Source organism: Chryseobacterium salviniae, from assembly GCF_035819015.1.
Taxonomy (GTDB): Bacteria; Bacteroidota; Bacteroidia; order Flavobacteriales; family Weeksellaceae; genus Chryseobacterium; species Chryseobacterium salviniae.
On sequence record NZ_JAYLAA010000087.1, the window covers coordinates 1 to 1,260 of the forward strand.

At 35.5% G+C, this 1,260-nt stretch carries 2 protein-coding genes; both read right to left on the reverse strand.

Annotated features, from left to right (window positions below; translation table 11 throughout):
• Window positions 1–315: 315 nt before the first annotated feature.
• Window positions 316–906, reverse strand: a complete 591-nt coding sequence (locus SOP96_RS19910; RefSeq protein ID WP_326322603.1) for a transposase — start codon at window positions 904–906, stop codon at window positions 316–318.
• Between the two features lie 53 nt (window positions 907–959).
• On the reverse strand, window positions 960–1,260 hold a 301-nt coding region (locus tag SOP96_RS19915; protein ID WP_326322602.1), incomplete at its 5' end, for a hypothetical protein.

The window sequence follows — 1,260 nt, forward strand, 5'->3', positions numbered from 1 at the left end:
TAGAAACAATAATGAATGCCACTTTTTBTGGGWCAATCTATTTTTGAAAAAAAACATTGAAGTTGTTTAAACTTTTAATTTTTTGATTAGTTTAAGAGAAAACGCCAAAAAGTGCATATTCTTCCAGGTAATATCCAGTGTTTCAAATCTTATCAGCAAAGCCTTGAAGCCGTCTAACCATGCATTTGCCTGCTCTATTTTAAATCTGTTTTCGTACAGCTTTTCATCAAAATAATGATCATTATCTACTGTTTTTTCATTCCGGGGATTGGTTTTGATGTTGCCTGTTATTTCCTCAATTTGTAAGTTCTGTCTTTAACTTTCACTGTCAAATCCCGAATCTGCATTCAAAAAAAGTCCCTTATGAGAAATTTCCGCTTCCGACAAAATTTCAATAATCTCGCCCATAACATCTTCTATTTCATATAAATCGTGATGATTTCCGCTTCTGGGATTTCCCATCGAAAGCAATTGACCACGATTGTCGCAAAGAAAAATCATGTTGCTGGTTTTCGCAGATTTCCTGCTTTGATACCCTGTGGATTCGCCGCCCATTCTGCAACGGGTCTGGCTTCCGTCGAGTTGAACACAAGACATATCCAGCAACCGCCTGTTACGATTCAAAAGATGAACCCAAATATTCCTGAAACTGCCATCCTTGCTCCATTTATTAAAAAAATAATACACATTTTGCCAGCTTATCTTTTCTTCCCCAAAATAGTCTTTTAAAGAAATCTCACGCCACTGGCAACCGGTTTTCAGCCGTTTTATAATGGTCTGGATTATTTTTACCACGTCAAACTTTGTAGAAAATCCCCTTTTTCCTTTGCTTAAATGGGGTAAAATCCATTTCTCTATTTTATCTTTGCTGATGAGTTCCAGATTATTAGTTTTTTTAATTGCAATCCAAAATTGCTAATTTTCTCGGAACTTTTTTTCTAAAATAAGTTTAAACAGCTTCAATACTTATTCCTTAAAGCATCAAAATATCCTTCCGGATTTGGAATAATTCTCAATTTTATTTCTGTTGGCTCAGAAGTGTCAATATAACCATCCGTTTCACTTGGGTAGGTAGATTTATACTGGAAGCCATCCAGGTAATCCGTCTGCAAACCTCCAAAGAGCTTCTTCACTTTCACCCCGTCTGCACGGTATACATAATCTGTTGCTACAGAGTTTTGAGTGATCTTCTTTGGTAAATTTAAATAATTATATTGAATGGATGAAATATTTTTATCCGGAAAAGAAGTCATATTCCCG